This is a genomic window from Amycolatopsis keratiniphila subsp. keratiniphila (genome assembly GCF_001620365.2).
Taxonomy (GTDB): domain Bacteria; phylum Actinomycetota; class Actinomycetes; order Mycobacteriales; family Pseudonocardiaceae; genus Amycolatopsis; species Amycolatopsis keratiniphila.
Genome location: NZ_LQMT02000025.1, coordinates 143,221 through 167,000, shown reverse-complemented (window position 1 = coordinate 167,000; position 23,780 = coordinate 143,221). Strand labels below are relative to the sequence as shown.

Here is a 23,780-nt window from a genome sequence, read left to right as displayed (position 1 = left end):
ATCACGCGAGTTACGCCTTCAATCACGCGAGTTACGCCTTCAATCACGCGAGTTCGCCCTTCCTGGACGGAGGGCATACGGGCGGTGATGGGGGACTCGTGTGATCAGACGGCGATCATTCGTGATTGAAAGGCGAACTCGCGTGATTGGAGACGGAACACGGGAGGTCAGTGCTTCGTGCTCGCCTGGCGGTACGCGGCGACGGTGAGTTCGGCGCACGCGCGCCAGGTGAAGTTCGCGACGTGGGCGCGGCGCGCGGCCGAGGTGGCGACGGCGTGCGGGTCGCTGACGGCCATCCGCAGCGCCTCCACGAGCCCGTCGACGTCCTCGTAGGGCACCAGGCTCGCGCAGTTGCCCGCGACTTCGCGCAGCGCCGGGATGTCCGTGCACACCACGGGAACGTCCGACGCCAGCGCTTCTAGCACCGGAAGCCCGAAGCCCTCGTCGCGTGACGGCAGCACCAGCGCGCTGGCCCCGGCGACGACCCGCCGGAGGTTCACGTCCGACAGGTACCCGACGTGCCGCGAACGCGAGCCCACCGAGAACGAACCGGGGCCGACGAACACCAGATCCGGCAGGTCCGGCGCGGCCTCGTGGGCCTGCTGGAGCCAGTGCAGGCCCTTCCGGGGCCCGGGGGCGCCGGCGAAGAGCAGGTACTTGTCCGGGAGCCCGAGTTCCTTGCGGCGCTCGGGATCCGGCGGGCGCGCGGTGAACCACGCCGGGTTCACGCCGAGCGGCGTGACGATGATCTTGCCGCGGTCCACGTCGAGCCGTTCGGCGACCTGATCGGCGACGGCGTTGGTGGGCGTGCAGATCGCGTCGGCGAGCCGGGCGCCGCGCCGGACCAGCCGCGGCAGCTCGTGGTCGCTCGGCGCGAGCTCTTCGGGAGCGTCCAAAAAGGCCAGATCGTGGATGGTCACCACACCCGCCGCGCGGAACCGGCCGGGCAGCACGAAGTTGGTGCCGTGCACGACGTCCGTCGGCCCGGCGAACAGCTCCACCGGCGGCAGCTGCGACCGCAGCCACGCCTTCCGCAGCAGCCGTGCGGCCACCGGCATGCCACGGGCCCGGACACCGTGCGGGAGCACGTGCCGCAGCCGTCGCCAGCCGCGCAAGGTGAACGCGACCGCGCGAGTGTCCACTTCGGACATCGAGGCGAGCTCTTCGGACAGAGCGACGGTGTACCGGCCGATACCCGTCCTGGCACCGAGCAGCGGGGTCCCGTCGAGCAGGACGCGCAAGGGGCGGTCAGCCACGGCCGAGCCTCTGCTTGGCGACCTTGACCACCCGGCCGCCGACGCGCCGCACGAGTTCCTTCGGCCCGCCGTCGGCGAGATACTCGCGGATCAGGTCGACGTCACGGCGCAGCATTTCCTTGCCCCGCACCGGAGCCGTGACCACGAGGTCCTCCGAACCTGGCAGCCGGTCGGCGGCGGGCCGCGGGTTCCGGCAGAACTCCACCAGCGGTTTCAGTGCCTCGGGCCAGGTGTAGCGCTGGGCGACGGCGGCCATCCGCTCGACGCAGCCGGCGGCGAACTCCTCGTCGTACAACGCCTTTTCCAGCGCGTCGGCCAGCGCGTCCACGTCCTCGGCCGGGACGACGACGCCGAGCCGCTCCTCGCGGACCAGATCGGCGAACGAGTCGCCGTCGGTGGTGACGATCGGCAACCCGGCCCACAGGTAGTCCAGCACCCGCGTGCGGAACGCGAACGTCGTCTCGACGTGCTCGTAATGCGTCGTGACACCGCAGTTCGCGTCGAGCAGCCAGTTCTGGCGTTCCTCGTACGGCACCCACTGCTGGTTGAAGAACACGTGCTTGCCGGTGAGGCCGAGCGTGTCCGAGAGCAGCATCGTGCGCGCGCCGATGTCCATCTCGGTGACCTCGGGGTTGGGATGCTTCATCCCGAGGAACACCAGGCGGACGTCACCGCGGCGCTGCCGCAGCCGTTCGATCGCCCGGACCAGGGTCAACGGGTCGAACCAGCTGTAGACCCCGCCCGCCCACAGCACGACGTGATCGGTCTCGCCGATACCGTCCAAAGTGGACCGTAGGCCGGGGCCGGTGCGGACCGGTGCCTGCGGCGACAGGCCGAACGGGACGATCGACAGCAGCGACTGGGTGGTCGGGTCGGCGTCGTACAGCCTCGGCGAGAGCCTGCCCATCGCGGCCAGGTGGCCCAGCCAGAAGTGGCGCTGACGCTCCGACGCGCACAGGAAGAAGTCCCCGCGTTCCAGTTGCGCGTCGAGGACCTTGGTGACCCCGATGAGGTCCAGTGCCCGTTTGTCGTCGGGCACGCCCTTGCCCTGTTCGAGCAGCTCCAAGTGCATCGGGTCGTACAGGTCCGCGACGACGATCTTGTGCGCGTACTGCTTTTTGAGCGAGGGCGCGAGCTCCAGGACGTGCCCCTGCAGGATGATGATGTCGGCCCAGGCGATCGGCGTCTCCAGATCGCGCCTGGTCGCCGCGCTGACCCGGAACGGCGCGGGCGGCGGATCGGCGAGGGGGTTGATCGTCACCAGGTGGACGTCGTGCTCGGTGGCCAGCGTGGCGGCCATGTTCCAGGCGCGGATGGCCGGGCCCGCCATCCGCTCGGTGATCGCGTCGCCGGTGATCACCAGCACCTTGCGGCGCTGCCCGAAGAGCGCGTCGATGCCGAACGTCTCGACCAGGACGTCGTGCGCGGCGAGATAGCGCGGCAGCGGATACGCGGGCTCCAAGGCCTTGCGCAGCAAGGGAAGCAGATCGGCGTCGGTGCGGACACGGGCGGCCTGTTCGGTGGCGCGCGCCTCGGCGAGCGACGGCAGGAGTTCGACGAACTGGTCGATCGCCAGCACCCCGGCCAACGTCGTCCTCGGCACCTCGACGGGGCCGGTTTCGGCCGGGCCGACCCCCTTGGCGAGATCGAACTGGGTGGCGTCGAGGTCCCCGCGCGCCGTCGCCCGGCGGACGGCCAGGGCCAGCGCGGCGGGCAGCGCACGCGAGAGGGTCTCGTCGGAGAGGTTCTTGTACAGCGCCGCCAAGGCGTTGCGCTCCAGCAAGAACGTCTCACGCCCGGAGTCCGGGGCGTCCACTGTGGACATCGTGGCGTGGTGCTTGTGATAGGTCAGCGATTCCGGCACGTAGCGCACGCGCCAGCCGCGCAGGTTCAGCCGCCAGCCGAGGTCGACGTCCTCGTAGAACATGAAGAACCGCTCGTCGAAGCCGCCGAGCTCGGCGAACACCCCGGCGCGGACGAACATCGCCGAACCGGTCGCGAACAGGACGTCCTTGGCGATCTCGTGTTCGGCGGCGGGGACGTCGGCCAGCGGGCTGCCGGCGTGGCGTTTGTAGCCCATGCCGAACCAGGTCAGGCCAGCGTCGACGAAATCGGTGCCGGTGCCGTCCCAGTCGAGGACCTTGCTGGCCACCGCGGCGACGGTCGGCTGCGCGCGCAGTTCGGCGACGGCCGCGCCGACCCAGCCGGGAGCCGGGCGGGCGTCGTTGTTGAGGAAGGCGAGGACGGTGCCGGTGGCGTGCCGCGCGCCGAGGTTGCAGCCGCCCGCGAAGCCGGAGTTCACCGGGGATTCGACGAGCTTGACGCCCGGTGCGGCGGCCTTGATCTCGGCCACGTCGGTGCCGCCGGAGGCGTTGTCGACGCAGATGACCTCGAGGTTCGGGTAATCGTGTTCAGCGAGTGCGCGCAGGCAGGTGACGGTGTCGGCGGCCCCCCGGTAGTTCACGACGATCACCGAGACGACCGGTTGCGTTTCCCCCTGCGCCAAAGCCGTACTCCCTGCTCTCGATTGGGGCAAGCTTAATTGCCCGCCCACGCCTCCCAGACCGCGCCTCGGTCGAGCGCCGTCCGCCGCCCGATGGCCCGCCGCTCGACCAGCGTGCGCGGCAGGCGGGCGGCGACGTCGCCGAGGACGCGGCACCGGAGGCTCGGACGGAAGTTCGGTGCGGCTGGTTTCCCTCGGAGGGGCAGGACCAGGGTGAGCGCGGCGAACTTCACCAGCTGACGGATCGCCACCGCCCGCGGAGCACACCGCAGGAGGGTGAGGAGGCGGTTGCGTTCATTCCACAGGTGGAACCGGACCGAACCCGGCCGGGTGCTCGCGCCATGCTGATGGGTGACGTCGGCTTCGGCGCTTACGACGTCCCAGCCCGCCAGCCGCAGCCGCCACGCGGTGTCGGTGTCCTCGTAGTAGCAGAAGTAGGAGGCGGGGACGCCGCCGACGGAACGGAGCGCCTCGACGTCGAGCACGGCCGCGCCCCCGCAGAAGCCGAAGATCTCGTCGGCGGGTTCCGGCAGGTCGGCGCCGTGGCCGTCGGCGGTCAGGCGGACGCCGGTGGACTGGACGGTCCCGTCGGCGAGCGTCAGCCGGGCGCTCACGGCCGCGGCGAGCGGCGCCTTCGCGAGGGTGTCTTCGCAGGTCGCGAGCCAGTCCGGGGCCGGAGCGGCGTCGTCGTTGAGCCAGGCCATCAGCGGAGTGTCCACTTTGTCCAGTGCGGCGGCCATGGCGCCCGCGTAGCCGGTGTTGTGCCGCAGCCGGAGCACTTCGGGCTTCGAGGGATGGGCGGCGAGCAGGGCGGCCGTTCCGTCGTCGGAGGCGTTGTCGACGACCAGGGTCCGGTGCGCGCGGGACTGCGCGGCGAGGGCGTCGAGGCAGGCGGTGATATGCGCGGCGCCGCGCCAGGTGACCACGACGACGGTGGTGCTGGTCATGGTGGAGAGAATAGAGACCATGCCCGAACTGGTCGTGCTCGCCGAGCAGCTGCTGGCGCCGGTCCCCGGCGGGACCGGCCGCTACACCGGTGAGCTGCTGCGCGCGCTCGCCGAGACGGCGCCGCCGGGCTGGACGGTGTCGAGCGTCGTCGCGCGGCACGCCGACATCGAAGCCGCGGTCGTCGAGGGGGTCGCGGGGCCGCGCGTGCTGCCGATCCCGCCTCGCGGGCTGGTCGCGGCTTGGCAGCTGGGCCTGCCGTGGTGGCCGGGCGGCGACGCGGTCCACGCGCCGACCCCGCTCGCGCCCGCCCGGGTGCCGAAGGGGCGGACGCTGTCGGTCGCGGTGCACGACACCGTGCCGTGGACGCATCCCGAGACGCTGACCCCGCGCGGCGTCGCGTGGCACAAAGCGGTGATCGCGCGGGCCGCGTCGCGGGCGACGGCGCTGACCGTGCCCACGCAAGCGATTGCGGACGAGCTCGCCGGGCTGGTGCCGGTTTCGGTGCCGGTGCGCGTGATCCCGCACGGGGTGCGGCCGCCCGCCGGATTCGCCGAGGTCGCGCTGCCGGAGCGGTACGTGCTCGCGATCGGGACGATCGAGCCGCGCAAGGGCATCGACGTGCTGATCGACGCCGTCGGGCGGCTGGGCGTGCCGCTGGTGCTGGCCGGTCAGCCGGGCTGGGGCGGTATCGACCCGTCGGCGCTGGCGCGCGAGCACGGCGCCGACGTCCGGGTGCTGGGGAAGGTGAGCGACGCGGAGCTGGCGTTCGTGCTGCGGGGCGCGTCGGTGCTGGCGATGCCGAGCCGGGCGGAGGGATTCGGGCTGCCGCTGATCGAGGCGATGGCGGCCGGGGTGCCGGTGGTGCATTCGGACGTCCCGGCCCTGGTCGAGGTGGCCGGGGGAGCGGGCGTCGCCGTCCCTGTCGGCGATGCGCAAGCGCTTGCGGATGCCCTTCGCGACGTCCTCGACCAGCCGGAGCGTGCGGCAGCCCTGCGTGACAGTGGTCTCAGTCGTTCGAGTGAGTTCACCTGGCAACGAGCCGCTTCCGCGGTTTGGGAACTCCACCTGCGCTAGCAGTTTGTCGGTTCCCCACCGCGGACCTGGTGCGCCGCCGTACCCTCCTAGGGTGACCGATGACCCTCGCGTGCTTATCGACGCGACTGCCGTTCCCGCGGACCGGGGTGGCGTCGGTCGTTACGTGGATTCGCTGGTCGCGGCGCTGGACGAGGACGGCGCGCGGATCACCGTCGTCTGTCAGCCGCGGGACGCGGTGCTGTACGACCGGCTCGCGCCCGGCGCGCGGATCGTGCCCACCTCGCCGTCGACATCGACCAGGACGGCCAGGCTGACCTGGGAGCAGGCGACCCTGCCCCGGCTGGTCCGCCGGCTCGCCGCCGACGTCGTCCATTCACCGCACTACACGATGCCGCTGGCCAGTCCGGCCGCTTCAGTGGTGACGCTGCACGACGCGACCTTCTTCACCGACGCGGTCCTGCACTCTTCGGTGAAGGCGCGCTTCTTCCGCGCCTGGACCGCGACGGCGCTTCGGCGCGCGACGCTGTGTGTCGTGCCGAGCATCGCGACGGCGGCCGAACTGGAACGCGTCGGCCAGGTGCGTACGGCGGAACTGGAGATCATCCACCACGGCGTCGAACCGGATCGGTTCCATCCGCCCTCGCCCGCGGAGATCGAAGCCGCGCGCAAGGCCGTCGGTCTCGGGAAGACGCCGTACGTCGCCTTCCTCGGCGCGCTGGAACCACGCAAGAACGTGCCCGCGCTGATCCGCGGCTTCGCGCACGCCGTGATCGGCAGGCCGAACCCGCCCGCCTTGGTGCTGGCCGGGCAGCCGGGCTGGGATTCGCAGGTCGAACGCGCGCTGGACGCCGTTCCGCACCGGCTGCGGGTGATCCGAGCCGGGTATCTGCCGTTCGACACGCTCGCCGGTTTCCTCGGCGGCTCCGAGCTGGTCGCCTATCCGAGCCTCGGCGAGGGATTCGGACTGCCGGTGCTGGAGGCGATGGCGTGCGGCGCGAGCGTGCTCACGACACGACGGCTTTCCCTGCCGGAGGTCGGCGGGGACGCGGTCGCCTACTGCGGTGTCGGCGCCGGAGACGTCGCCGCGGCCATCTCGGAACTGCTCGACGCCCCGGCTCGCCGGGCCGAGCTGGCTGAAGCCGCGCTTCGGCGGGCGAAGGAGTTCTCGTGGGCGACGACCGCGGAGCGGCACCGGGAGGCTTACGCGAAGGCTTGGTATCGGCACTCGCAGCGACGGGCGAGCTAGCTCTGCTGTCCTGAAGGCCTCCTTTGAGACATTCAACGTCTCAAAGGGGGCCTTCAAGACTCCCGCGCTCGGCGGCGGGCGGAGAGCAAGGGACCTTTGCTACCGCCCCGGTGGGGTGGGGCCGAAGTCGCGTTCGGTGACGGGTGGACAATGGCCGCGTGACTGAGCACCCCAGCTACGGCGACGGGATCGCCGTCGTGACCGTGACGTACTTCCCCGGCGAGACCCTCGAGAAGTTCCTCGACACCCTCGAGAAGGCGACGGACCGGGACGTCCAGGTCGTCGTCGCCGACAACGACTCCACGGACGGCGCGCCGGAGAAGGCCGCCCGCCGGGACAACGTCAAGCTGCTCAGCATCGGCGAGAACGTCGGGTACGGCACGGCAGCCAATCGGGGCGTCGCGGAGCTCGACGACAGCTACGGCTGGGTCGTCGTGGTGAACCCGGACCTCGAATGGGAGCCCGGTTCGCTCGACGCGTTGCTCGAGGTGGCCGAGCGCTGGCCGCGCGGTGGCGCCTTCGGCCCGCTCATCCACGATCTCGACGGCACCGTGTACCCGTCGGCCCGGCTGCTGCCGTCGTTCGGCCGCGGGATCGGGCACGCGGTGTTCGGCAAGATCTGGCCGGGCAATCCGTGGACGCGGCAGTACCGGCAGGAGACCGGCACCCCGGTCGAGCGCACGGCGGGCTGGCTTTCCGGGTCCTGCCAGCTGTTCCGTCGCGAGGCCTTCGATTCGGTCGACGGGTTCGACACGCGCTACTTCATGTACTTCGAGGACGTCGACCTCGGCGACCGGCTGGCCCGCGCCGGCTGGCTGAACGTGTACGCGCCTTCGTCCAGTGTCATGCACATCGGCGGGCACTCGACTTCGCAGGCTTCGGCGAAGATGCTGCGGGCGCACCACGACAGCGCGTACCGCTACCTCGCGGACCGTCACCGCGGTCTCCGGTGGAAGCCGGTCATGCTCGCGGTGAAGGCCGGTCTCGCGCTGCGCCTCAAACTCGAAACGCGCCGGAAGTAGTCGTTCCGGCCACCGGAATTCACGCGACCGGGCTCCCCGTCGTCGTTACCGTCGGTGCATGGACTTCGCCGCACTGGACGCCTGGCTGACGGAACGCGCCGGGGAGGACCGCTTCTCCGGGGTCGTGCTGATCCTGCGGGGCGACGAGACGCTGTTCGAACATGGCTACGGCCTGGCCAGCCGCCGCTGGTCGGTGCCGAACGCGCCGGACATCCGGTACGACATCGCGTCGATCACCAAGGTCGTCACCTCGATCGCCGCAGTGCAGTTGGCCGACGAGGGCCGGTTGGACCTCGACCGCCCGATCGGCGAGATCATCGACCTCGACGGCACGGTGATCTCGGCCGGGGCGACGACGCGGCATCTGCTGACGCACACGTCCGGGATCGCCGACGACGCGGACGAGGAAGCGGGCGAGAGTTACGAGGCGTTGTGGGTCGACAAGCCGGTGTACTCGGTCGTCGAGACGCGTGACCATCTGCCCAATTTCGCTTACCGGGCACCGAATTTCGCACCGGGTGAGGGCTGCCGGTACTGCAATTCGGGGTATGTCCTCGCCGGGCTGGTGATCGAGGAGATCACCGGGAGGCCGTATCGCGACCACGTCCGGGAGACCGTGCTCGACCGCGCGGGGATGACCGATTCGGGGTTCTTCGACCGGCGTGATCCGCAGCCGAGGGTCGCCGAAGGCTGGGACCCGATCCTCGATGGCGAGCGGATCACCGGCTGGAAGCAGAACATCTTCAGCTACCCGCCGATCGGTTCACCCGACGGAGGGGCGTACTGCACCGTCGGCGACCTCGTCCGGCTTCTGCGCGCGATCCGCGAGGAGCGGCTCTTGAGCCCAGAGCGCACGAAGGAGTTCCTCACCCCGCAGGTTCTCCACAGCAGCGGCGTTTGGTACGGCTTCGGCCTCGAATTCGTGCTGGCGCCGGACGGTTCGGTGCGGCACTACTACAAGGACGGCGGGAACGTCGGCGTTTGCTCGCTCATGCGGCACTATCCCGCCGAAGGGTTGGATGTCGCGATGCTGTCCAACGCCACGTACGGCGGGGGAGCGGCGATCAAGGAGATCGATCGGGCTATCCGGATGCTATGAACGGTCCGTTCCTTGCAAAATTTGCAAGGAACGGACCGTTCATAGCGCGTGCGGAAGGGCTAGATGCCGTCCAGCCGGCGCGAGAGGTTCGAACGCCCCGAGGGGTTCTGCTTCACCGTGGGCACCAAGCCGCCGACCTCGTTTTCGACGGTCTCCTGCTCCGGCTGCTCGATCAGCGGGCTCTGCACCGGCGCGGCGGGCGGCCGCCGGGTGAGCGGGGTCGTCGCCTGCGGCAGCGGTCTGGTCGGCTGAGGGGTACCGGGACGCCGGGGGTACGGCTGCGGCTGGGTCGAGCCTTCGCCCCGCACCGCCGGCAGATCCAGCCGTGTCGTCGGTTCGGGTCCCGCGAGCGGGTGGTCGTTCTCCGCGATCAGCGAAGCCGGTAGCTGAGTGGTCGTGTCCGGGTCCGACGAACGGTCGATCTCGGCGACCACCGACCGGGGGATCTGCTGAGTGTTCGCGGAGTCCATCGGAGACGTCGCGTTGTCCGGTGTCACGACGAAGGCTCCACGCGCGCTTGCGCGTGCGAGCAAGGCGTCCGCCCGAGCACGGGGGTCCATTCCCCTAGGCCTCCCGACTGACCTGGGGCCCTCTGGGTTCAGGGCCGACTGTGTGTTGTCTAGGGTAGGCCCTAGGAGCGGCCGCCGTCAGCAGACCCGCGAACGTCATCCGACAAATATCGGTGTCAGGCTTCCATGTCCGAAAGGATCCGGGTGCTGGAGTCGGCCTTGTCCGTGCCGCCGATGCCGTAGATCATCGAGATGTTGTTCCGGGCTCCTGCCTCGACCTCGTCGGCCGGGAGCTCGTCGACGTTGCGCCGGTCGCCGCCGTTGCAGAACTCGAGCTCCGTGTCCGGGTACGCCGCGCGGATCAGGTCGAACGACTCGTTGATGCCCGGCCCCTGCTCGACGGCGATGTACACGTCGTCGACGATGCGCAGCGCGCGGACGATCCGGGCCCGGACGTCCTCGACCTGGATCACCCTGCCCTTCTTCAGGACCTGCTGGTGATCGTTGTTGACGATGACGATCAGGTAGCCGGACCTGGCCTGAGCGGCTTCGAACAGGTCGAGGTGGCCCTGGTGGAGCGGGTTGAAGTACCCGCTGACGATCGAGGCCTTCGCCGGTCGCTCGGTCATCGTCGGTGTCCTCCGTAGGCTTACGGTTTCGGGTGGCCCGCTCACCCTAGCCGAGTGCCGGGTAGTTTCCGTGTGTGCGATTCCGTCCTGCCTTCGAGCTGGACCTGGACACGGTTCTGGGCCCGCTGAGCCGTGGGTCGCGCTCGCCCAACGTCGTCCGGACCGAGGGCGGGGTCACCTGGTTGGCCGCGAACACCGCGGACGGCCCGGGCACGCTCGCGCTGCTGCGGCGCGCGGACGGCGAGATCGAGGCGGAGGCCTGGGGGCTCGGCGCGGACAGGCTGCTCGAAGGTGTCCCGGCGATGCTCGGCGCACACGACGACGACTCCGAATTCGTCGCGCACCACGACGTCATCGCGTCGGCCCGGCGCCGGAACCCGGGACTGCGCCTCGGCTCGACCGGCCGGGTGTGGGACGCGCTGGTGCTCGCCGTGCTGGAACAGAAGGTGACCAGCACGGAGGCGCTGCGATCGTGGGGTGAACTGTGCCGCTGGTTCGGCGAACCGGCGCCAGGGCCGGGGCCGTCACGGCTGCGCGTGCCGCCGACCCCCGTCGCCATCCGCTCCATTGTGGACTGGAAATGGCATCGTGCCGGGGTGGATCTGAAACGGCGGACGACGCTGATCGCGGCGGCCCGTGTCGCGCCCCGGCTGGAGAAGGCCGTCGAACTGAAGGGTGTCGAAGGCCGGGCCTGGCTGCGGAAGGTGCCGGGGATCGGCGTGTGGACCGCGGCGGAGATCGCGCAGCGCGCCTGGGGCGATCCGGACGCGGTGAGCTTCGGGGACTACAACATCCCGTCGATGGTCGGGCACGCGCTCGTCGGCACGAAACTCGACGACGTCGGGATGTCCGAAGTGCTGGCGCCGTATTCGCCGCAGCGGCAGCGCGCGGTGCGCTACCTGTCGACGGCCGGTTTCCGGCGGCCGAGGTTCGGGCCGAAGATCGAACTCCGCGACTACCGGGCGATGTGACTCAGTTGCCCCAGCCCTGCGGCGGGTAGGGCTGCTGCTGGCTCGGGTACTGCGGCTGCTGCTGCGGGTACTGGTGGTACGGCAGAGCGGGCGGCTGTGGCTTGCTGTTCGACTTCACCAGGAAGTAGATCCCGACGCCGATCCCGGCCAGGATCAGGACGCCGACCACCAGCACCAGAAGGAAGACCATGCCGAGAGACTAACCCGCGGTGCGGCCACCGGCGCGGCGGCCATCGGGCCGGGCTCAGTGCGCGGGGCGTTCCTGCAGCCGCGTGCGGTAGGCGGTGACGTTCGCGGTCAGTGCGGCGTTCACGATGGCGCTCGCCTCGCCCTGGCTCAACCCCAGCTTCCGGGTGATCGCCGCGTACTCGGCGGCCGCGTTCTGCGCCAGTTTCCGGTTCTGGTCACCCGAGTCCCCGACGAAGGTGCCCGCCCGGCCGCGGGTTTCGATCAGGCCGGTCTCTTCCAGTTCGCGGTACGCCTTGGCGACGGTGTTGGGGGCGATGCCCAGATCCTCGGCCAGTTTGCGGACCGTCGGGAGTTTCGTTCCGACGGGAAGCGTCCGGTCCGTGATCTGCGCGGCGAAGGCGGCCCGTACCTGTTCGTACGGTGGGACGGGTGAGTTCGTGTCGACGCTGACGATCACTTCGTGCTCCAGGTCTCTTGTCGGCGGGCTTGATTAGAGCACCGTGCTCGGCGGGCGCTGTGCCGACCTGCGGATCCACGCCGCCAGTGCGCCGATGAGGACGATCGCGGCGTATCCCACGAGAAACCACCACAGCCACCCGGCGAACTCCGGAACCGCGGAGGTCATGGGGAGTCCGAGGTAGATTCCGGCGGGCACCAGGGCCAGCTGCGCATCCTTCCGGCGGAGGGCGTCGTCCGTGCGCAGGGAACGTTCGTCGTCGGCCAGGGCGGGCTGCTCGATCACCTGGCGGACGAGAACGAGCGACAGCCCGCCGAGCACGACCACGCCCGCCGCGTAGGTGAAGCCGAGCAGCCGGGTCGCGGCCGCGTCGGCGGACAGGCCGATGCCCAGCCCGATGACGATCCCGCCGATCGTGCTCAGCAGCCACAGCCCGAACGACCCGAAGCCCGCCACGTCGGGGACGCCCAGCTTCTTCCCGTGCGCCATCCGGCGCGGCAGCGACCGTGCCAGCCGCCGTTCCGCCTTGCGCACTCGCAGAAAGGTCCACGAGACAAGCCCTGCCAGCACGACGAAGCTCACCAGAACCGCGATCAAGCCCGCTGACGCGGAGAACGTCGGCCAGTCGGCTTTCCGGCGCGAGTAAAGCCCCGGCGTGCCGTCCGAAGCCCGGACGAAGAACTCCTGACTCAGCAGGAACCAGGTGCCCCAGGTCGCCGCGAACAACGCCACGGCCACGACGACCGTCTGCGTTTTGATCCGGCTCCGCAGCTTCATCCTGGCCAGCTGAAGCCGCTGGGATTCACTGAGTGCCACCACCATGCCACTCCCCCTTTGTGTCAGTGATCGTATCGCCATGATGACACAATCGCTGACACAAACGCAAGCGGCTACCGGGCGGGCGGAACCACCTGGGTCCGGTCGCCGCCACCACCGGGCACGACCTGGGTGGCGTCACCGGTGCCACCGGCCACCACCTGTGTCCGGTCGGCGTTCGCGGGCGAAACGACCTGCGTGCGGTCGGCGTTCGCGGGCGAAACGACCTGCGTGCGGTCGGCGTTCGCGGGGGAGACCACCTGCGTGCGGTCCGCGGCCGCCTGCTGCTGCGGGGACACGACCTGGGTGCGGTCCGCGTCGGCGTCGATCGGCGGCCCGGCCTGCGGAGGGGGCGGCGGGAAACCGGGCTGGGGCATGCCGGGCGCGCCGAACGGGCTGAGCGCCGGGGCGCCGGGCGGCGGCGCGAAACCCGCCGGAGCCGGAGCCGGGGCCGGAGGCGGCGGGAAGCCGGGCGCCTGGCCGAAACCGGGCTGAGGGGGCGGCGGGAAACCGGGCTGCTGCCAGTTGCCCTGCGGTGCGGGGCCGCCGGCGGGCGGGGGCGGCGGGGGGAAGCCCGGAGCCGGGCCGCCACCGCCGAAGTTCGGGTTCTGAGGGAAGGTCATCGGCGGCTTCTTCGCCTGGTTGACCTTCACGATGATCACCACGATCACGATGATGATGACGATGATCGCCAAGATCAGCAGAAACCAGCCGAAGCCGTCACCGTCACCGCTGCTGTGGACCCGGACCCGGTCCAGGTATGGCGTCAGCGTCGTCAGCATCATCATTCCCCCTTAAGAACGTCAGCCGACACCCTAACGGGCGGACGCCGCGGGCACGGCGGCTTCCATCAGTTCGGCGAGATCTTCCGAGCCTTTCGGGAGGGAATCCACCGGCCACCAACGAAGATCATCCGATTCGTCGCTTTGGACCGGTTGTGCCCCGCGGGGTGCGCGCACCACGAACCGCACGTCGAAATGCCGGGTCGGCACGCCGAGCGAGCAGGTGATCGGGTGGACGTCGAGATGTACCGGCGCCGGGTCGATCACCAGGTCGTCGATGCCGGATTCTTCGCGTGCTTCACGAAGTGCGGCGTCCGCGAGCGTCGCGTCGCCGGGCTCGCAATGCCCGCCGAGCTGCAACCAGCGCCCGACCCGCGGATGCAGGGTGAGGAGCACGTTCTCCGCGTCGGCGTCGAGAAGGACGGCCGACGCGGTGATGTGCCCGGCCGCGCATTCGCGGCGGCAGACGTCGTCTCGTGCGGCGAGGAAGCCGAGATAGGCCTGGCGCAAGGATTCCTGGGCCGCGTCCGCCGGTCGCCAACCGGACAATGTGGACACGACGTCGTCGTGCAGGGTCACAGTTCGAGAAGTCCTTCACCGGGTTCGACAGGGCCTCGCGCTGGCGGGAGGGCGGCGGGATGACCGATCGCGACCGCGCCGAGCGGTTCCCAGCGCTCGTCCAGGCCGAGGACGTCGCGCACGATGTCGGCCGCGAAGATCGTCGACCCGATCCAGCACGAGCCGAGGTCTTCGGCGGCGAGCGCGACCAGCAGGCCCTGCACGGCCGCTCCGCCGGCGACGGTGAACATCGTGTGCTCACAAGCGTTCCGGCGGTCGTCGCGGTAGGTGTGCGCGCCCTCGGCGACGAGGAACGGCACCACGACCTCGGGCGCGTTGTACAGGATGTCGCCGCGGCTGAGCCGCTTCGCGACCTGCTCGGGCGTGAAGTCGTCGCCTTCGAGATCGGCCTGCCACGACGCCTTCATCGCGTCGAGAAGCTTGCGGCGCAAGCCTTCCTCGCGCAGCCACACGAACCGGACCGGCTTCGTGTGATGCGGCGCGGGTGCCGTCAGGGCGGTGCCGACCGCGCGGCGCAGCACCTCGGGATCGACCGGCTCGTCGGTGAAGGAGCGGATCGAACGCCGCGCGAGCACGGCTTCCCGGCGGCCCTGCGCGATGGATTCGTTGGTACCGAGGCGGAACAGGTCCTCTTCGATCGGCCGGAGCAGTTTCCGGGCGGTCGAGCCGTCGTCGGTGAGCTGGAGGCCGCGCACGACGGCGACCGGCGTCCCGCCGAGCTTGCCCTTCACCAGATCCGCCGCGGCGGCGAGTTCGTCGGCGATCGCCACCTCGGTGACGGCGAGTTCATTGCCCTGGCTGTCGACCTCGCCCGCGTACGAATGCAGCACCCGCAGGCCGGACGCGCCGATCGCGGCGTCGGTCTGCCCGACCCGCCACGCGCGGCCCATCGTGTCGGTGACCACGACCGCGACCTCGACGCCGAGCCGCTCGCGCAGCCCGTTCCGCAGCGCGAGCGCGGACGCGTCCGGATCCGACGGCAGCAGCGCGACCTCGCCGGAAGCCACGTTCGAGGCGTCCACCCCGGACGCCGCCTGCACGATGCCGAGCTTGTTCTCGGTGATCACCGTCCGGTTGATCCGCGCGATCACGCGGACGGATTCCTCCTCGACGAGTTTGCGCCGGGCGGCGTCACGCTCCTCGGGATCGGACGGGACCCGGATGAGCATGCCCTCGGCCTTGGAGACGATCTTGCTCGTCACGACCAGGACGTCGCCTGAACGCAGCCACGGGGCGGCCTCGACGATCGCGCCGGTCAAATCGTCGCCGGGCCGGAACTCCGGCAGGCCCTCGACCGGCAGGATCTCGATCTTCGCCGAAGCGTGGTCACTCAACGGAAACTCCAGCCAGATCGAAAGCGGCACGCACCATGGCGGCCGTGGCGTCCACATCGGACATCAGCAGAGGCACGTCGCGGACCGCGACTCCCGGCACGTCGACGGTCTCACCCTCGGCGACCAGCCAGCCGTCGAGCACCCCGTCCGGGGATTCCTTGCGGGAGCCGTAATGCCGCCCGACGGCTTCGGCGGAGGTCTCCACGCCGATCGCGCTCAGGCACGCGTCGGCCATACCGCGCAACGCCTTCCCGCCGATGATCGGCGAGACCCCGACGACCTTGGCGCGCGTCTTGCGCAGCGCGTCGCGGATTCCCGGGACGCCGAGCGTCGTGCCCACCGAGACCACCGGGTTCGACGGCGCGAACAGCACGACGTCGGCGGCCGCGATCGCGTCGAGCACGCCCGGCGCCGGCTTGGCCTCGTCGGCGCCGACGGCGATGATCGAATGCGCCTTCGGCTCGGAGCGGTAACGCACCCACCACTCCTGGAAGTGGATCGCCTTGCGCTGGTCCGGATCTTCGGGGTCGTCGATCACGACATGTGTTTCGACGCGGTCGTCCGACATCGGCAGCAGGCGTACGCCCGGCTGCCAGCGATCGCACAGCGCCTCGGTGACCTGGGACAGCGGATAGCCCGCGCGCAGCATCCGCGAGCGGATGAGATGCGTCGCGATGTCCTTGTCGCCCAAGCCGAACCAGGTCGGCTCGGCGCCATAGGCGGCGAGCTCCTCCTTGACCGTCCAGGTCTCGCCGGCGTGGCCCCAGCCGCGTTCGGTGTCGATCCCCCCGCCGAGGGTGTACATGCAGGTGTCCAGGTCCGGGCAGATGCGCAGACCGTGCATCCACACGTCGTCCCCGGTGTTCACCAGCGCGGTCACCTCGTGCGGCGAGTCCGGCGAGGAACCGGTCGCGGGCAGACCCAGTGCTTGTTTGACCCCCAGCAGGAAGCGGGCCCCGCCCACTCCGCCGACCAAAATGACGACCTTCACGACGGGCGATCCTCGCACGCGCCGGGTCCCGGGGCCCAGTAGCGGTACCTGTGGTGCTCCGTACAGCCCAGGCTTTCGTACAGCTTCAGCGCGCCGGAGTTCGCCATCGCGACCTGCAGGAGCATCCCGTTCGCGCCCTGACCGGCGCCCCAGGCGCCCACGGCGTTCATCAGCCCGCGCGCCAGCCCTCGCCGCCGGAACTCCGGCCGTACCTCCAAACGGGCGATGTGCAGCCACTCGCCGACGACCGCTCCGCGCACCGCGCCGGCCGTGACGCCGTCCAGCTCCACGATCCCGAAGCCGACCTTGCCGGTGCCGAGGACGTGGCGCGGCGCCTCCGGCGGGTCGGCGCTGCCCGCCGTCATCTCCCACCATCCGGACGTCGGCTCGTCGAGAATCTCCGCTCCCGCCGAGGTCCCGCGCGAAAGCGGCCCGGTGAGCAGGCGGACCTCGTGCGCGGGGCGGTGTTCCACATAGTGGACCCAGCCGGAGGCGGCGAGCTGGTCTTCGAGAGACGTGTTCTGGATCACCTGAACGACCGGCGGGATGGCATGATCGTGGGCGAAGTCACAGACCGCCCGCAGGGCGTCTGGCAGCGGTTTTCCCGGGTCACCGATCGCCAGGGCACTGTTGGCCCGGGCGGTGAACCCGTCCGCCCAGCGGAGCCGCCAGTCGCCGATCCGGCTCTCCAGCAGGGGAGTCCAAGCCCGGCTACAGGTGAGCTCGAGCATTTCCGCACTGTTCACGGTTAGATTGTGCCAAGGAAGGCAGTGGAGGGACCCCGATGAGCATCGCGCGCAAGGACGACAGGCACAACGAAGACCTGGTTCGCGAGATTTCCGACGGCTTCAACCGGGCGTTGGGCGCGGAAAAGGCCGTCGACGAGGACGCAGCGGCGGCGAAGCCCGCCGCGCCGCAGTTCGTCATCACTGGGGACAGCAGGGCCACTCCGCCGCCGCGCCGGAAAGACCGCTGAAAGCCCATACCCGGGGTAGGCGATAAGGGTGGCCTAAGCGGGCCGGTCGCGCCCGTGGGCGCGTAATGTCCGTTGCAGACTGGTGAAGCAGAGATAAAGCAGGAGTACGCAGTGACCTACGTGATCGCCGAGCCCTGCGTCGACGTGCTCGACAAGGCGTGTATCGACGAGTGCCCCGTGGATTGCATCTACGAGGGTGACCGCATGCTGTACATCCACCCGGACGAATGCGTCGACTGCGGTGCCTGCGAGCCGGTCTGCCCCGTCGAGGCGATCTACTACGAGGACGACGTCCCCGACGAGTGGAACGACTACACCAAGGCCAACGTCGACTTCTTCGACGAGCTCGGCTCGCCCGGTGGCGCCTCCAAGGTCGGCAAGACCAGTCACGACCCCGCCTTCATCAAGGCTCTTCCCCCGCAGGGCGAATGAGCCGGGTCGCTCTTCCCGATTTTCCCTGGGACTCCCTGGCCGAGGCCAAGGCGAAGGCTCAGGCACATCCCGGCGGCATCGTCGACCTGTCGATCGGCACGCCGGTGGACCCGGTCCCCGAGAGCATCCGCACGGCGCTCGCCTCCGTGTCGGAGATCCCGGGGTACCCGACCACGCACGGGATCCCCGAGCTCAGGGCCGCCGCGATCGACGCGCTTTCGCGGCGGCACGGCATCTCGGGTGTTCCCGAGGCCGCTGTGCTGCCGACGATCGGCTCGAAGGAGCTGGTCGCTTCGCTGCCGCGGCAGCTGGGCTTCGGCCCCGGTGACCTCGTCGTCATCCCCGAGGTGGCGTACCCGACCTACGAGGTCGGTGTGCTGCTGGCGGGTGCTTCGCTGCTGCGCGCGGACAGCACGTTCGCGCTCGGTCCGCAGCGGCCATCGATGCTGTGGCTGAACTCGCCGTCCAACCCGACCGGGCGTGTGCTCGGTGTCGACCACCTGCGCAAGGTCGTCGACTGGGCGCGGGAACGCGGCGTCGTCGTGGTCTCCGACGAGTGTTATCTGGCGCTGGGCTGGGAAAGCGAGCCCGTGTCGATCCTGCACCCGGACGTGCACGGCGGCTCCCTCGACGGTCTGCTGGCCGTCCATTCGCTGTCGAAGTCCGCGAACCTCGCGAGCTACCGCGCCGGTTTCGTCACCGGTGACCCGAAGCTCGTCGCCGGTCTGCTGGAGATCCGCAAGCATTCCGGGCTGATCGTGCCGAGGCCGGTGCAGGAGGCCATGGTCGCCGCGCTGAAGGACGACGAAGCGCTTGCCGTGCAACGGGAACGCTACGCGCGCCGTCGGCTGGTGCTGCGGAAGGCGTTGCTGGACAGCGGTTTCGAGATCTCGCATTCCGAGGCGGGGCTGTATCTCTGGTCCACGCGCGGCGAATCCGCGCTAGACACGGTCGACTGGCTCGCCGGGCGTGGCATCCTCGCCGCGCCGGGCACGTTCTACGGGCCGACCGGCGGGAACCACGTCCGGATCGCCTTGACGGCGACCGACGAGCGGATCGACGCGGCCGTGGAGCGGCTGGCTTCCTGATCGGCTGGATGTCACGGCCACGGTCCCTGGATGCCGGCCTTGACCGGGGTTGCGAAAGCCACTTTCGCAACCTTCAACGTTGCGAAAGTGGCTTTCGCAACGCACCTTCAGGACACGTCGCGACCGGTGAAACCCCGGTAGACGAATCGCGTCAGCGCCTCGACGGCTTCTTCTTCTGAGATCGCCGACGGGTCGAGCAGCCACGTGTGCGCGAAACCGTTGACCAGTTCGGCCATCATCGCGAGCGTGACCTGCTCCGACGCCGGGAGTTCCATACCCGCCGCGGTGATGTACCCGAGGTGGTCGAGGAGGTCCGCCGCCTGAGCGGCGCCGAAGCGCGCGTACGTGCGTGCGAACTCGTCGCTGACCATCGCGGCCTGCCGCAGCGCGAGCATCGTCGCGGCGTTGTCGCGGTGGAAGTTCCAGTATTCGCAGACGTGCCAGCGCACGGCTTGCGGGTCGGTGAAGTCGGGGATGTGCTCCGGTGAGGACGCGTTGACATCGCTCTCCGCCGCCAGATCGTCGAGGAGCGCTTCGAGCAGTTCTTCCTTGCTCGTGAAGTGGTTGTAGAACGAACCCGCCGCGCGTCCGGCCTCCGCCGTGATGTCGGTGATCTTGGTGTTCAGGTACCCCTTCGCCGCGAAAACGCGTTTCGCCGCCTCCTTGAGCGCGGCCTCGGTCTCCGCCGCCTTCTCCTTGCGGCTCATCGCCGTCATCGGCACCTCCTTGACACGGAAGGCTAGCAACGAGCATAGTGAATTCGAATTCACTGAATCTCAATTCACCGGAGGAGTGGGATGACCGAGGTGCTGATCGCGGGGGCCGGGCCGACCGGGCTCACGCTGGCCATCGACCTCGCGCGCCGTGGCATCGGAGTGCGGATCGTGGAGAAGGCCGAGACGTTCTTCGAGGGCTCACGGGGCGACGGCCTGCAGCCGCGCACGCTGGAGGTCTTCGAAGACCTCGGCGTCCTGGACGCGGTGCTGGCCGCCGGGCAGGCGCCCGTGGCGGTGAAGATCCATCTGGGCGGCGAGGTCGTCGGCGAGCGGTGGATGGCCGAGCTCGCCGAGCCGACGCCGGACGTCCCGTACCCGAACGGCCACTTCCTCGGCCAGTCGCGGACCGAGGGGATCCTTCGTGAGCGGCTCGCCGAATTCGGCGTCCAGGTGGAGCTCGGCACCCCGCTGCTCGGTTTCGAGCAGGACGCCGACGGGGTGACCGCCGAGCTGCCGGGCGAGCGCGTCCGGGTCGATTACCTCGTCGGCGCGGACGGGGGGAAGAGCTTCGTGCGCAAGGCGCTCGGGATCGTGTTCGAGGGCACCACCGACGAGTCGGTCCGCATGTTGCTGGGTGACGTCCAGGCCGAGGGGCTCGATCGCGCGTACGGGCACTGGTTCGCGAAGCCCGAGGATCCGATGTCGGGCATCGTGCTCACGCCGCTGCCGGGAGTGCCGCATTTCCAGTTCGGCGCGCCACTGGGCGAGGAGGAGGTCGAGGCGTCTCTCGGCACGTTGCAGTCCCGGCTCGATGATCTCTCCGGCGGCGGGGTCCGGCTGCACGACCTCGCCTGGTCGACGGTGTGGCGGCCCAACATCCGGCTCGCCGAGCGGTTCCGTGACGGTCGAGTGTTCCTCGCCGGCGACGCGGCGCACGTCCACCCGCCGACCGGTGGGCAGGGGCTCAACACCGGCGTCCAGGACGCGTACAACCTGGGCTGGAAACTCGCCGACGGCTCACCGGAGCTGCTCGACAGCTACGAGCCCGAGCGTCGCGGGGTCGCCGCGCGGGTGCTGAAGATCAGCACCGAGATCCTCGAGAAGTACAAGGAGGGTGCGGAAGACGCGCACGAACGCGGCGAGAACACGCGTCAGCTGGACATCGGCTACCGAGGTGGCCCGCTCGCGCCCGCGGCGACCGGCCGGATCCGGCCTGGCGACCGCGCCCCGGACGCGCCGTTGAAGGACGCGAACGGCAAACCCGTCCGGCTGTTCGAGTTGCTGCGGGGGCCGCAGGCGACGGTGCTGGTGTTCGGCGACGGCCCGGCGCCCGAAGGCGCGCGGCGGATCCTGCCCGCGGGCAGCGCACTGTCCGATGTGGACTTCGAGGACGTCGGCGGGTATGCCTTCGCCGCGTACGAAGCCGAGAACGGACGGAAGGTGATGATCCGCCCGGACGGCTATATCCGCGGGCTCACCGCGTGAGCGGCCGCGTCGACCTCCGTCCAGACGTCGCGCCATACGGCACGGACCTCGGCTCGGCGCAGTAGTTCCTTCTCCGCGATCCGGCCCGCGATGAACGCGACTTCTGCGTCCACGGAGGCGACCACGCCACGCATCCGATCGGCGGCGACGCAGGCGTCCTGGTGATCCCCGAGGACGGTCTGGAAGTTCTTCGTGGCCTTGATCAGCCGCTGGATCCGTTCCGCTTGCTTCTTCTTCGCCGCGGGCTTGGCCATTTCGGCGGCGTAGCGAAGTTTCTTGCCGTAGATGCGAAGCGCGTGAAGATCGTCGTCCGGGGGATCGGCGGGAAGCGCCTTCACGGCCTTCGCGAGCTTTCGATGCGGCTTCGCGAGACCGGCGACGAGATCGGCCGAGGTCTGGGGGCTTTCATCGGCTTCTTCGGTGGCGGGCTGCCGGGCGAGACGGCCGATGTCCTGCAGCATCGAGGCGTATCGGGGACTGGCGAGGGCGCGGGTGAGCCGCCGCTTCGCGACGCCGCGTTCGGTGACGAACTTCGAAACCAGACGGCGCGCGGCGGGCTGATCGCGCACCTCGAATTCGGCGACGACCTCGCGAAGGTGGCCGATCAGGACGTCGTAGTCGCGGACGTCGCCGAGGGACTGGCCGAGCCAGCCGAGTTCGGCGCGCACGGGCTCGGCGTCCGGGCCGACGAGGCGGCCCGAGAGCTTGAGGACGCTCCGCATGCGGCGCAGCGCGACCCGCATCTGGTGGAGGTCTTCGGGGTCGGCGCCGGATTTGGTGCCCGGTTCGTGTGCGAGGAGGGCGCGGATCTCGACGTCGAGTTTGACCCGTACGTGGGTGGCCGCCGGATCGTCCGGCCCCGCTTTCGCGGGACGGTCGCCGAGCCCGAGCGCGGCCGGAGTGGTCGAAGGGACGTTCTTGCGCGGCAGGGTCTCGGCTGTCACAAGATGAATTCTAGGTGAACCGGCAAGGTGGTCCAGGCCGTGAGAACAGCAAGGGACCTTTGCTACCGCCCTCCGGGGGAGAGTGGTAGCAAAGGTCCCTTGCTCTCTTTTCGGGCCTCGGCCTTGGGTGACTGTGCGGGGTTTCGGGGGCCAGTGTCGCTACGCGGGGTGAGGGGTGTGTGGGAATAGGGACGCTCAACGTCTCTATTTCCACACACCCTCACTGCCGTCCGCCCGGTCCCGCCTGGGTGGTAGCAAAGGTCCCTTGCTTTCCCGACATCCCGGGCTACCCGAGTGGTAGCAAAGGTCCCTTGCTCTCTTTCCGCAGGTCAGTTGGCGTGCAGGGCCGCGTTCAGCTCGATGCCGACCCCGGTGCGCGCGACGACCTCGACGGCGCCGGTTCCGGAGTTCCGCCGGAACACCGCACCCGAGATGCCGGACAGCTCCAGCGCCTTCACGACCTTGCCCTCGAAGGCCACCTTCGTGCCGGCCGTGACGTACAGGCCCGCCTCGACGACCGAGTCGTCGCCGAGCGAGATGCCGACGCCGCCGTTCGCGCCGATCAGGCAGCGCTCGCCGATCGAGATGGTCTCCTTGCCGCCGCCGGACAGCGTGCCCATGATCGACGCGCCACCGCCGACGTCGGAGCCGTCGCCGACCACGACGCCCGCCGAGATCCGGCCTTCGACCATCGAGGCGCCGAGCGTGCCGGCGTTGAAGTTGACGAAGCCTTCGTGCATGACCGTGGTGCCGTTGGCCAGGTGTGCGCCGAGGCGGGCGCGGTCGGCGTCGGCGATGCGGACGCCGGTCGGCACGACGTAGTCCACCATCCGCGGGAACTTGTCCACGCCGTAGACGGTGACGTTGCCGCGCGCCCGCAGCCGCAGCCGGGTCGCCTCGAAGCCCTCGACGGGGCATGGCCCGTGGTTGGTCCACACGACGTTCGCCAGCAGTCCGAAGATGCCGTCGAGGTTCGCGCCGTGCGGCCGGACCAGGCGGTGCGACAGCAGGTGGAGGCGCAGGTAGACGTCGTGCGTGTCGCCGGGGGCGTCGGCGAGACGGGCGATGGTCGTGCGGACCGCGACGACCTCGACACCGCGGTCGGTGTCCGGGCCGAGCTGCGCGGCGGCGGCCTCGCCGAGGGCCTCGGAGGCCTCCTCAGCGGTCAGCCGCACCGTGCCGGCGGTGCCTTCGGCGCCGTCGATCAGCTTGGGCAGCGGGAACCAGGTGTCCAGCACCGTGCCGTCGGTCGTGACGGTGGCCAGTCCGACGCCGGTGGCGCCGGTCGTTTCGGGGTCAGGGGTCTGCTCGCTCACGTCCTGAACGGTAACCCAGTGACCCTCCTCAGCCGCCGACGAGGCTCTTCACACTGGTCAGCGCCGTCGCCATGTCGCCGAGCGCCTGGCCGCACGGCCCGCCGGGAGCCGCCACGTCCTGGCAGTTCGCGGCGCGGAAGGCGGCGATCGGGCGGTCGAGGACGTCGGCGTGCGACGACAGGTCCGGGCGGCGTTTGCGGACGGTGCCCGCGGCGCTGGAGAGTTCGGTGACGTACTTCTGGCAGCTCTTGGGCGATTCGGTCCCCGGCGCCAGGTAGCACTGGTCGGTCGTCAGCGCCTTGAGCTTGATCGGCAGCACGTCCGGGCCGGTGCCCTGGGTCGGACGGACCTTCACCGGGACTTCGCCTGATCCGCAGCCGCTGAGTACCAGGAGGAGGGCGACCAAGATCGTTCGCATGCGCACTCCTTCACGGTAGCCCCGGGCGCCCGGCGGTAC

At 70.1% G+C, this 23,780-nt stretch carries 26 protein-coding genes; 9 read left to right on the top strand and 17 right to left on the bottom strand.

The window, feature by feature from the left end; genetic code table 11:
* Positions 1-167 precede the first annotated feature (167 nt).
* The 3 genes from AVR91_RS26950 to AVR91_RS26940 are packed head-to-tail and all read right to left on the bottom strand — an operon-like array spanning position 168 to position 4,706.
* Positions 168-1,256 carry a glycosyltransferase family 4 protein gene (locus AVR91_RS26950; protein ID WP_016331393.1) on the bottom strand — a complete coding sequence of 363 codons (1,089 nt, stop codon included), beginning with the start codon at positions 1,254-1,256 and terminating at the stop codon, positions 168-170.
* Entirely contained in the window at positions 1,249-3,762 is a 2,514-nt protein-coding gene (locus AVR91_RS26945) for a glycosyltransferase (protein ID WP_063272176.1), read from the bottom strand. The genes AVR91_RS26950 and AVR91_RS26945 overlap by 8 nt, the downstream gene beginning before the upstream one ends.
* 32 nt (positions 3,763-3,794) lie before the next feature.
* On the bottom strand, positions 3,795-4,706 hold the full coding sequence (locus AVR91_RS26940) for a glycosyltransferase family 2 protein (protein ID WP_063272175.1): 912 nt from the start codon (positions 4,704-4,706) through the stop codon (positions 3,795-3,797).
* Positions 4,707-4,725: 19 nt separating this feature from the next.
* Between AVR91_RS26940 and AVR91_RS26935 the strand changes: the two genes are divergently transcribed.
* From AVR91_RS26935 to AVR91_RS26920, 4 genes are all read left to right on the top strand, one after another.
* Positions 4,726-5,781, top strand: coding sequence for a glycosyltransferase family 4 protein (locus AVR91_RS26935; RefSeq protein WP_063272174.1), 1,056 nt, complete (start codon positions 4,726-4,728; stop codon positions 5,779-5,781).
* Between the two features lie 70 nt (positions 5,782-5,851).
* Positions 5,852-6,988 (top strand): glycosyltransferase family 4 protein, encoded by a 1,137-nt coding sequence (locus AVR91_RS26930; protein WP_063272173.1) that lies wholly within the window; start codon positions 5,852-5,854, stop codon positions 6,986-6,988.
* A 158-nt stretch (positions 6,989-7,146) separates the two neighbouring features.
* Positions 7,147-8,010 carry a glycosyltransferase family 2 protein gene (locus AVR91_RS26925; RefSeq protein ID WP_172843529.1) on the top strand — a complete coding sequence of 288 codons (864 nt, stop codon included), beginning with the start codon at positions 7,147-7,149 and terminating at the stop codon, positions 8,008-8,010.
* 58 nt (positions 8,011-8,068) lie between these two features.
* Complete coding sequence (locus AVR91_RS26920; RefSeq protein ID WP_063272172.1) at positions 8,069-9,109, top strand: serine hydrolase domain-containing protein; 1,041 nt, start codon at positions 8,069-8,071, stop codon at positions 9,107-9,109.
* A gap of 59 nt (positions 9,110-9,168) precedes the next feature.
* Here the strand turns inward: AVR91_RS26920 and AVR91_RS26915 are convergent, their stop codons facing one another.
* Together AVR91_RS26915 and AVR91_RS26910 are read right to left on the bottom strand one after the other, a co-directional pair.
* On the bottom strand, positions 9,169-9,606 hold the full coding sequence (locus AVR91_RS26915; RefSeq protein ID WP_083715431.1) for a hypothetical protein: 438 nt from the start codon (positions 9,604-9,606) through the stop codon (positions 9,169-9,171).
* Between the two features lie 188 nt (positions 9,607-9,794).
* On the bottom strand, positions 9,795-10,247 hold the full coding sequence (locus AVR91_RS26910) for an HldE family cytidylyltransferase (protein WP_016331402.1): 453 nt from the start codon (positions 10,245-10,247) through the stop codon (positions 9,795-9,797).
* Positions 10,248-10,321: 74 nt separating this feature from the next.
* Here AVR91_RS26910 and AVR91_RS26905 point away from each other — a divergent pair, with 74 nt between their 5' ends.
* A complete protein-coding gene (locus tag AVR91_RS26905; protein WP_063272170.1) occupies positions 10,322-11,218 on the top strand; it encodes a DNA-3-methyladenine glycosylase family protein in 897 nt (298 codons plus the stop codon).
* Position 11,219: 1 nt separating this feature from the next.
* Here AVR91_RS26905 and AVR91_RS26900 read toward each other — a convergent pair whose 3' ends face one another.
* The 8 genes from AVR91_RS26900 to AVR91_RS26865 form a co-directional block, all read right to left on the bottom strand.
* Positions 11,220-11,408, bottom strand: a complete 189-nt coding sequence (locus AVR91_RS26900) for a hypothetical protein (RefSeq protein ID WP_063272169.1) — start codon at positions 11,406-11,408, stop codon at positions 11,220-11,222.
* Between the two features lie 54 nt (positions 11,409-11,462).
* Entirely contained in the window at positions 11,463-11,864 is a 402-nt protein-coding gene (locus tag AVR91_RS26895) for a GntR family transcriptional regulator (protein WP_063272168.1), read from the bottom strand.
* Between the two features lie 33 nt (positions 11,865-11,897).
* Positions 11,898-12,686 carry a hypothetical protein gene (locus tag AVR91_RS26890; protein WP_063272167.1) on the bottom strand — a complete coding sequence of 263 codons (789 nt, stop codon included), beginning with the start codon at positions 12,684-12,686 and terminating at the stop codon, positions 11,898-11,900.
* Between the two features lie 68 nt (positions 12,687-12,754).
* Positions 12,755-13,462 carry a hypothetical protein gene (locus tag AVR91_RS26885; RefSeq protein WP_228709357.1) on the bottom strand — a complete coding sequence of 236 codons (708 nt, stop codon included), beginning with the start codon at positions 13,460-13,462 and terminating at the stop codon, positions 12,755-12,757.
* A 33-nt stretch (positions 13,463-13,495) separates the two neighbouring features.
* Positions 13,496-14,041: an NUDIX hydrolase gene (locus AVR91_RS26880; protein ID WP_016331408.1), complete on the bottom strand. Its 546-nt coding sequence runs from the start codon at positions 14,039-14,041 to the stop codon at positions 13,496-13,498.
* Positions 14,038-15,375 (bottom strand): coenzyme F420-0:L-glutamate ligase, encoded by a 1,338-nt coding sequence (locus AVR91_RS26875; protein WP_063272198.1) that lies wholly within the window; start codon positions 15,373-15,375, stop codon positions 14,038-14,040. The genes AVR91_RS26880 and AVR91_RS26875 overlap by 4 nt, the downstream gene beginning before the upstream one ends.
* Positions 15,368-16,366 (bottom strand): 2-phospho-L-lactate transferase, encoded by a 999-nt coding sequence (cofD, locus tag AVR91_RS26870; protein WP_063272166.1) that lies wholly within the window; start codon positions 16,364-16,366, stop codon positions 15,368-15,370. The genes AVR91_RS26875 and cofD overlap by 8 nt, the downstream gene beginning before the upstream one ends.
* Complete coding sequence (locus tag AVR91_RS26865; protein ID WP_063272165.1) at positions 16,363-17,097, bottom strand: GNAT family N-acetyltransferase; 735 nt, start codon at positions 17,095-17,097, stop codon at positions 16,363-16,365. Before AVR91_RS26865 ends, cofD begins: the two co-directional genes overlap by 4 nt.
* A gap of 53 nt (positions 17,098-17,150) precedes the next feature.
* On the opposite strand from AVR91_RS26865, the gene AVR91_RS26860 reads away from it, so the two are divergent.
* The 3 genes from AVR91_RS26860 (at position 17,151) to dapC (ending at position 18,862) form a co-directional block, all read left to right on the top strand.
* The gene (locus AVR91_RS26860; protein WP_063272164.1) at positions 17,151-17,342 is read left to right on the top strand and encodes a hypothetical protein; all 192 of its coding nucleotides are present in this window, start codon (positions 17,151-17,153) and stop codon (positions 17,340-17,342) included.
* A gap of 111 nt (positions 17,343-17,453) precedes the next feature.
* On the top strand, positions 17,454-17,774 hold the full coding sequence (gene fdxA, locus AVR91_RS26855) for a ferredoxin (RefSeq protein ID WP_016331413.1): 321 nt from the start codon (positions 17,454-17,456) through the stop codon (positions 17,772-17,774).
* Positions 17,771-18,862, top strand: a complete 1,092-nt coding sequence (gene dapC / locus AVR91_RS26850) for a succinyldiaminopimelate transaminase (RefSeq protein ID WP_063272163.1) — start codon at positions 17,771-17,773, stop codon at positions 18,860-18,862. Before fdxA ends, dapC begins: the two co-directional genes overlap by 4 nt.
* A gap of 107 nt (positions 18,863-18,969) precedes the next feature.
* Here dapC and AVR91_RS26845 read toward each other — a convergent pair whose 3' ends face one another.
* Entirely contained in the window at positions 18,970-19,578 is a 609-nt protein-coding gene (locus tag AVR91_RS26845) for a TetR/AcrR family transcriptional regulator (protein WP_063272162.1), read from the bottom strand.
* An 81-nt stretch (positions 19,579-19,659) separates the two neighbouring features.
* Between AVR91_RS26845 and AVR91_RS26840 the strand changes: the two genes are divergently transcribed.
* Entirely contained in the window at positions 19,660-21,063 is a 1,404-nt protein-coding gene (locus AVR91_RS26840) for an FAD-dependent monooxygenase (protein ID WP_063272161.1), read from the top strand.
* Here the strand turns inward: AVR91_RS26840 and AVR91_RS26835 are convergent.
* From AVR91_RS26835 to AVR91_RS26825, 3 genes are all read right to left on the bottom strand, one after another.
* A complete protein-coding gene (locus AVR91_RS26835) occupies positions 21,039-22,007 on the bottom strand; it encodes a CHAD domain-containing protein (RefSeq protein WP_063272160.1) in 969 nt (322 codons plus the stop codon). The two genes, AVR91_RS26840 and AVR91_RS26835, sit on opposite strands and share 25 nt — an antisense overlap.
* 329 nt (positions 22,008-22,336) lie before the next feature.
* Positions 22,337-23,323 (bottom strand): 2,3,4,5-tetrahydropyridine-2,6-dicarboxylate N-succinyltransferase, encoded by a 987-nt coding sequence (dapD, locus tag AVR91_RS26830; RefSeq protein WP_063272159.1) that lies wholly within the window; start codon positions 23,321-23,323, stop codon positions 22,337-22,339.
* Positions 23,324-23,351: 28 nt separating this feature from the next.
* On the bottom strand, positions 23,352-23,741 hold the full coding sequence (locus AVR91_RS26825) for a hypothetical protein (protein ID WP_063823106.1): 390 nt from the start codon (positions 23,739-23,741) through the stop codon (positions 23,352-23,354).
* Positions 23,742-23,780 lie beyond the last annotated feature (39 nt).